The 7,544-nt window shown below is 67.9% G+C and carries 5 protein-coding genes; 1 reads left to right on the top strand and 4 read right to left on the bottom strand.

Annotated elements, in window-relative coordinates; all coding sequences use genetic code 11:
* Positions 1-5: 5 nt before the first annotated feature.
* The 4 genes from G412_RS33820 to G412_RS0110050 form a co-directional block, all read right to left on the bottom strand.
* Entirely contained in the window at positions 6-1,370 is a 1,365-nt protein-coding gene (locus G412_RS33820; protein WP_037648278.1) for a lysine N(6)-hydroxylase/L-ornithine N(5)-oxygenase family protein, read from the bottom strand.
* 228 nt (positions 1,371-1,598) lie between these two features.
* Positions 1,599-3,710, bottom strand: a complete 2,112-nt coding sequence (locus tag G412_RS0110060; protein WP_028811992.1) for a hypothetical protein — start codon at positions 3,708-3,710, stop codon at positions 1,599-1,601.
* On the bottom strand, positions 3,691-4,068 hold the full coding sequence (locus G412_RS0110055) for a hypothetical protein (protein ID WP_037648275.1): 378 nt from the start codon (positions 4,066-4,068) through the stop codon (positions 3,691-3,693). Before G412_RS0110055 ends, G412_RS0110060 begins: the two co-directional genes overlap by 20 nt.
* A complete protein-coding gene (locus tag G412_RS0110050) occupies positions 4,065-5,594 on the bottom strand; it encodes a PrsW family glutamic-type intramembrane protease (protein ID WP_078606892.1) in 1,530 nt (509 codons plus the stop codon). Before G412_RS0110050 ends, G412_RS0110055 begins: the two co-directional genes overlap by 4 nt.
* Before the next feature lie 1,068 nt (positions 5,595-6,662).
* On the opposite strand from G412_RS0110050, the gene G412_RS0110035 reads away from it, so the two are divergent.
* On the top strand, positions 6,663-7,454 hold the full coding sequence (locus G412_RS0110035; RefSeq protein WP_028811988.1) for an SDR family NAD(P)-dependent oxidoreductase: 792 nt from the start codon (positions 6,663-6,665) through the stop codon (positions 7,452-7,454).
* Positions 7,455-7,544: the final 90 nt, after the last annotated feature.

Genomic DNA, 7,544 nt, shown 5'->3' with positions numbered 1-7,544 from the left:
GCCGGTCAGCCGAGCAGCGCGTCGATCTCCCGGCCACGGTCGGCGCGCAATGCCTGGGCGGTACGGCGCAGCAGGAGGGAGTCGGCGATCTCGCCGGAGCGAACGGCCAGGGTGGACAGCAGCGAGGACGTGACGCCGTGCGTGTGCTCGGTGCCGCCCTGGAGGTAGACGCCGACGTCCACGTGGTCGCTCATCAGCACGCGGTGGTCGCGGTCCACCCGCACCCGGCCCCGCTCGTCGGTGAGGCAGGCGGCGGCGAGGTCGCCGAGGAGGTCGCGCGGGTCGACCGGCCGGTAGCCGGTGGCCATGACCACGGCGTCGCAGTCCAGGGTCTCCTGCTGGCCCGTCGTCAGCGAGCGGACCAGGACGCGGGCGCCGTCGGGCAGGGCCTCGACACCGCCGAGCTCGGTGGTGTTGAGGAACCGCAGGCGTTCCCGGCCGCTGACCCTCTCCTGGTAGTGCGTGCGGTACAGCTGCGTGATGAGGTCGCCGTCGACCACGGAGTAGTTGGTGTTGCGGTGGTAGCCGTCGAGGTCCTGCTTGACGTTCTCCGGCGCGGTGAAGAAGTCGTCGACCGCGGAGGGGTCGAAGATGCGGTTGGCGAAGGGGCTGTCGTCGGCGGGGCTGTAGCCGTAGCGGGTGAAGACCGCGTTGACCTCCGCGTCCGGGAAGGTCCGGTGCAGGTAGTCGACGGCTTCGGCGGCGGACTGTCCGGCACCCACCACGACGAACCGGCGGTGCCGGAGGTCCGTCAACTGCGGTGCGCGGAAGAGCAGGTCGCGGGTGTGCCAGACGTGTTCGCCCTGGGTCACGCCTTCGGGGAGGCGGGGCTTGAGACCGGTGCCGACGACGACGTTGAGGGCCCGGAGCACCTCCCGGTCGGCCGGGTCGGACACGCTCTCCGACACGACGTCCACGGCCTCGACGCGGTCTCCGTTGCGCACGGGGCGGATCTCGGTGACCCGCCGTCCGTAGTCGACGCTGTCGCCGAACTCGGCGGCGCACCACTCGAAGTAGTCGTGGAACTCGATCCGGGTGGGGAAGAACGTCTTCTGGTTGATGAAGTCGGCCAGCCGTCCGCGGTCCTGAAGGTACATCAGGAAGGAGAAGCGGCTGCTGGGGTCACGCATGGTGACCAGGTCCTTGAGGAAGGAGACCTGCATGGTCGCCCCCTCCAGGAGCATGCCGCGGTGCCAGCCGAAGCGCTCCTGCTGCTCCACGAAACGTGCCTGCAGCGCTCGTTCGGGGTCGCGGCGATTGTGGTCGGCGACGGCGATGGCCAGAGCCAGATTCGACGGACCGAAACCTATGCCGACCAGGTCCCGGGCGGCGCCCTCGGCCTGGCCGCTGTCCTCGCGGCGTCCCGACATGCTGGTCCTTCCATCGATCGTACGACTGAGCGACCGCGCACCACACGGCCACAATCAAAGACTGGATACTAAGGTAAGGCGTGCCTAAATTCCCCTAGACCGCACGGGGTGTCAAGTCCGCGCGTACCGCCCTGCGCCCTGTCGGACCCTTTGACACGGGACGCAAGTCAAGGGCGCGGGGCCCGTCCGCCTGAGCGGACGGGCCCGGCCATGGGCAACGGCCCGGATCTACGCGGCGGGGCGGTTGCCGCGCCGTGGGCGGGTCCGGAAGCCGAACACAGTGGCCCCGAGTGCGAAGAGGAGCACCACCAGAACGAGACCGTTTCCGTCCGTCAGCCTGTCAGCCTCGTCTTTGAGCCCCTCCCAGAAGCCCTCCTCCGGGGAACGGATGGAGCCGCCCAGCCAGATGGAACCGTCGGCTGCGGTCACCGGGCGGCCGGCAGAGGTTTGAGCGGACTGGTCGAGCTGCGGGTACCGCGCGTCCATCTCCTGCGCGGTGACGGAGGTGAGCTGTACGTTCGTGAGGTCCGCGCCGCCGTACACGTACCGGGTGATGCGCTCGCTCGCTCCGTCACGGGTCTTGCGCGTGATGTCGAACTCGTGGTGGCGGTAGGAGTGGACGTAGTCGTCGAAGACCTCCTTGGGGCGCCAGTTTCCGTCCAGCTCGGACGGGCCAAGTTCCTTGGAATCGATCAGGTCGTCGAACGAGGTCCGGTGCCCCTGCTGGTGCCGCTCGCGTACCCATTGCGCGATGATCCGCGCCATGAACGCGCGGCGCAGGGGCGCGTACTCCGGTGCGGTGTTGACCGCTTTCACGATCTCGGGCAGAACGAGGGTGCGTTCCAGGTCTTCGTTGTGTGCGTCCGTGACGGGATCGGCGTCGCATGACTTGGAATAGGGGTCGTCGATATGCTCGGACTTTGTCTTTACGTCGAGCTGGGCCTTGAGGATGTAGAGCGATCCGCCGTCCTCGCGCACCTCGACCTGTCCGGGGGTGATCCACATCCGGGAGGAGAGACAGCTGGAGCCGTCCGCGGAGGGTCGAAGCTCTCGCCAGTACCGCTTGCCCGTCACCGAGTCGGGGTGAAGGATCTTCGCCTGGGTGCGCTTCATCTGGAGGTCGGCTTCGAGCATGACGCGGCCGGCGTTGGTCCGTCCCAGGGCGGAGTCCACGATGCGGTCCGGTTCCGTGGGGTTGAGATTGACCCAGAATTTCTGCGGATCGAGCACCAGCCAGGTCCGCAGATCGGCGCTTGCGGTTCGCACCACTCTCCTCCCCAGCTCGGTGTCCTGCTGGTAGCCCTCGGGCAAGGGCCGGGAGGAGTACGCATACCGCATCCCGTCCGAGCCGTCGGAGATGTAGCGCATCTCCAGCGTGGAGAAGTCCACTCCCCCGTAGGCGTCGGCTCCGGCCGGGCCGGTCAGAGCCTGGCCGAGACCGCCCGGCTGCGCGCTCTTGCCCTCACCGCATCCGTCGGCGGCAAGGGGCGCGGTCATGGCCAGCACGGGACGTCCCGTGCTCCTCCCCATGGCGGTGCAGTTGGTGTCCGGGTTGCCCGGGGCCGGCAATGGCTGCTTCGGCTCGGCCTTCTTCTTTTTCTCTTCCCGTTTCAGGAGAGTGATGGCCTTGCTCGTGATGCCGAACACCCGGTTCGCCGACGCACCTCTTTGCTGCCTGGTCTCGTACGGCGTCGCGGACACGAAGTTCTTTGCGGGGATGCCGCTGGTCAGTTTCAGGCATGCCGGACAGCGCCCCCGGTCGGAGAACCCGCCCCGCCCTGCCTTCAGTAACCTTTGGATGGCCGCGTTCCTCATGCCGAGCCGTGAAAGGACCGGGGTCAGGCTCTTCTCGTAGATGATGGCCTCGGAGTGGTCCTTGCGCGGGTCATTGACCGCGGCGAATTCCAGCAGTGGACCGTTGCCCTCGATAGCCATTCGGTCGTAGAGCGCCTCATTCCCCTCCGGTTTCAACAGTCTGCCGTATCCGATGTAACCGTCGGTGTACGACGGGGCCTCTCCGAACTGGCGTGTAAGTGACTTCACATGCGAGGCCTGGAAACCCGTGAGGTCGAACCAGATGACGGCGAGATTGCGGTTGCCGTCCTGCATGTTGAGAAGCCGGTGGGCATTCATGCCACCTCGGCCGAGCGGATCGTCCAGGAGTTCTCGAGCGATCTCTGCGAACTCCCCGCCGACCTCGGGGGTCGCGGACTGACCGGCAGCGGGAGTGTCGGATGCCACCGCCGTGGGAGTCGACAGGCCGGTCAGTACGGCGACGGCCAGCAGAGCGGCGCCGAACCGTCCCAGCCGGACGGCGGGGCTACAGCGACGTGTCCGCATCGTGTCCCCTCGTTCCATGCTCGGTCGGGTGCAGATAGCCGGACAGCGGGTCTTCCTGGCCGTCGAAGGTCTCGGCGGTTTCCCTTCCCTTGCGAAAGGCGATGGTGCCGGCGGCGGCGAGAGCGGAGGCGGCCAGGAGGGCGAGGATCGCGGTGCCCGTCAGCGAGGTGCCCGCGGAGCACGGTTTGACGCCACCGAGGCCGGACCCGCCGAACTTGATCTCAGGGGTGTACCGGTAGCTGACGTCGCACGCGGAGGCCGATGGTGAGGTCAGCAGGAGCGTGCAGAGGCTGGCGGCCAGGACGCAAAGGGCCCCGACGACGCGAAGCACCGCCACGGCGGCTGCGCGGGGCGTCATGACGCCACCAACCGGTGCATAACCGCCCGCAGTTCGAGAACCTTTCCCTGCAATTTCTCGCCCTCCACTTCAGAGTTTGGCGTCCCGTCCGCACCGGCGCGCTGCTGCTGCCAGCGCCAGCCGGCCAGCTCCAGTTGGGCGCGCTGCAAGCGCCGCAGCGCCAAGGCGGCGGGCCGTCCGTGCCGCCGCCATGTGCTGACCACGGTCCAGAACCGCAGCGCCGGATCAGCCAGGAACGGGGCCTCACGTTCCGTGATCGCACCACCGTCCGCTGCCGCCTCGTTCTTGACGGCGGTACGGGCAGCACCCAGGCGTACCCGCAACCCGGACCTCAGCAGCAACACGCACACCACGAGGAATGGCACCTGGGGGGCGATCCAGAGGGACGGAGAGATCACCAGGGTGTCGAGCGTCGAGCCGATGTCGACGTGGTCGCGGGCCATCTTGGACAACCAGGCCGCGCATACCTCGGTGGCCACTGCCCCACCGGTCGCCGCCACCAACGTGGCCACGACGATCCTCACGCGTTGCGAGCGCCGCCGTGCCTGGGCCGCCAGCCCGATCCCCGCCCCGACGAGTGCGCCGAAGGCGACCTGCCCGCCGAACAGGGCAACCGACTGGCGGATCCAGTACTCGAAGCCGCCCGTCGCGCCATTGAAGGTGCCCAGGATGCCCCACAGCTGGATGAACAGCACGCTCTCGCTGCAGTTGTAGCCGAGCCCGGTGGCAGCGCCGATCACGAGACCTGTCACGACGTCGGTGACGCGGTGCCGGAACATCAGGATCAGCAGCACGATGCCGATCGCGGCCGCCAGTTGGTTGACGAAACTCAAATGCAGCAGCGTGTAGTCGAGCACCCGATAGGAATCACCGAGCCGGGCAGTGAGCCCGCCTTCCATGCCTTTGTTCAGGTAGCCGTTGATGGTTCCGTACGCCAGACCGGTGAAGGCACGGCCGAGACCGAACTGGATCAGCGCTCCCCAGCCGAATGCCGTGAGCAGCATCGGCACCGGAAGCCAGGCGAACCGTTGGGACCGGTACACCAGCCACAGGGCGAAAGCACTGCTGGGAACACACGCGAGAGCGATCAGAGGAGCGCCGGCCAGGACAACCAGAGAGAACAGCGCGAACGAGCCCACAAGCGTGGCCAGGGTGGCCCAGGTGAGGACGGTGGCCTGGCGGCCCTCCGGAGGTCTGCGCACGGCGATGATCTGAAGGACGATGCCCACCGCGATGCCCGCGAGCACCAGCCAGAAGGCGGCCCGCGGGATGGCGAAGAGAGAGCCGAGCGATTCCAGGGGGCCCTGTTCCAGTTCCCCCGGAAGCTGCCAGAAGATGGTCAGCGACGGCTCGTTCGGCGCGATCCGTGGCCGGGCGAGGTTGAGCAGCACCTCGACCAGGTACAACCCGATCGCCAGCCGGACCACCAGCAGGGCCCGTGCACGGGCCACCTCATCGGCATGCTCAAGCCCTAAGGCGGCTGGGGCGGTACGGGCCGGTCCACCGGCCGACAGACTCTCGGTCATGTGGCATCCCCCGGCAGACTGGGCAGGTCGGTGGGCAGCTCAAGGTCCGTAGGGAAGCCCGAGGGAAGCCCGCTGGGCCAGGAGGAGGGGAACTCGGTCGGCAGCGACGGCGGGTCGCCTGGTTCGGTGGGGAGGCCGGACGGGGCGTTTGGCACCTCCGGCGAGAGAGACGGCAGACTCGGCATCCGGGGTGGCTCGGGATCGATGAGTCCGGCGGACTGGATCACGAGGGACGCCCCTAACGCCACTGCGCCGATCGCCGCGGCGATCATCAGTAATCGCACCTGCGGGCGTGGTGCGCCGTCGGCTAACTCCGCGCCATTGTCTGGTTCCACAGTCACAGTCCCCCTCGTTCGACACCTCGGCAGAGGCTAGCCGCAAGCCATTGCTGCCGCACCGCTCATTGAGAAATGCATATAGGTCCGCTGCATCTTGCCCACCCTCTGCACAATCCAGCCGTCGAAATCGCGCCGCAGACGCCCTCTCGGAGGCAAGCGGCCCTTTGGGAAGACCCTTCCGGTGGACACACCCCAATGGGCAGGCATGAATGCGAGGATTCCCAAACCGCTCTTGAGCCACCTGATCGGAACGTCAATCTTCAGCACCGCGGTAGAGGCTGCCCTGCGGTGATGCGCTGAGCTCGGGCGACGCGGACCGGGTCACCTGTGGACCCGGAGGTGGCGTGGGCCCGGGACCGGATCGGCGTAAACCGCGGCTGTGTGCGGATCGAGGACCTGGCGCTCGACGTCGAATGGGACTGACGCCGGCGACGCTGGCCAGTGACCCAGAGCTGGCAGGAGACGACCTCGCGTGGGCGAGCCACGGAACATTCGTACAAGACAAGCGTCCGTAAGGCAGACGAGGGTGGGGGCATGCGGCAGTCACGATCGATCCCAGCACCATCGCCAGGAATCTCTCACCGTCCGCATTCCGGGAGCCCGCGCCATTCAGGGGCGCCCCTGCCCGCATGTACTACGGCGACCGGCTCGACCGGTCCGACTGGAACCTCCACTCCGGTACGGATGCGTGGGGTCGGCTTTCCGAATACCCGAGACAGGAGTATGTGACATGGATCTGCGCGGCGCGAAGGTGTTGGTGACGGGAGCCACCGGCGGGATCGGGCAGGCGCTGGCGGGGGCCCTGGCCGCCCGCGGCGGCGAGGTGGTACTCACCGGCCGCCGTACGGACATACTTGAGCCGCTGGCTGAGAAACTGGGCGGCCAGGCCCTCCCCGCCGACCTGGCCGACCGGGACTCGATCGAGGAACTGTTAGCGGAGGCAGGCGAGATCGACGTTCTCGTGGCCAACGCCGCGCTGCCGGCGAACGGTCTACTCGCCGACTACTCCATCAGCGAGATCGACCGCGCGCTCGACGTCAACCTCCGCGCGCCCATCGTCATGGCGAAGCTGACCGGACAACGCATGGCCGCCCGCCGTCGCGGTCACCTGGTCTTCATCTCCTCACTCTCCGGCAAGACCGCTTCCGCGCAGTCCTCCCTCTACAACGCCACCAAGTTCGGGATGCGCGGATTCGCCCTCGCGCTCCGCGAGGACATGCGGCCCCACAACGTCGGTGTCTCCACCCTCTTCCCCGGCTACATCAGCGAGGCGGGCATGTTCGCCGATTCCGGCGCGACCCTGCCCCGCGGCGTCGGCACCCGGTCACCCAAGGACGTGGCCCGCGCGACCATACGAGCCATCGAGAACAACGTGGCCGAAGTGGACGTGGCCCCGTTGAACCTGCGCCTGATCGCCCTGCTCGGCGGCGCCGCCCCAAGCCTGACCGCCGCCATCCAACGCCGCATCGGCGCCGACAAGACCACCGAACAGCTCGTCAGGGGACAACGCCACAAACGCTGACACCCTCGGCTCCGTCCCCGCCGGTCGGTCGTTGCAGAGGTGCTGCGCTGCGGCCAGGGCGTGGGTGCGGACGGTGTGCCGTACGCCGGT

The organism is Streptomyces flavidovirens DSM 40150 (assembly GCF_000429085.1).
Classification (GTDB): Bacteria; Actinomycetota; Actinomycetes; order Streptomycetales; family Streptomycetaceae; genus Streptomyces; species Streptomyces flavidovirens.
This window is presented reverse-complemented; position numbering and strand designations above follow the sequence as displayed.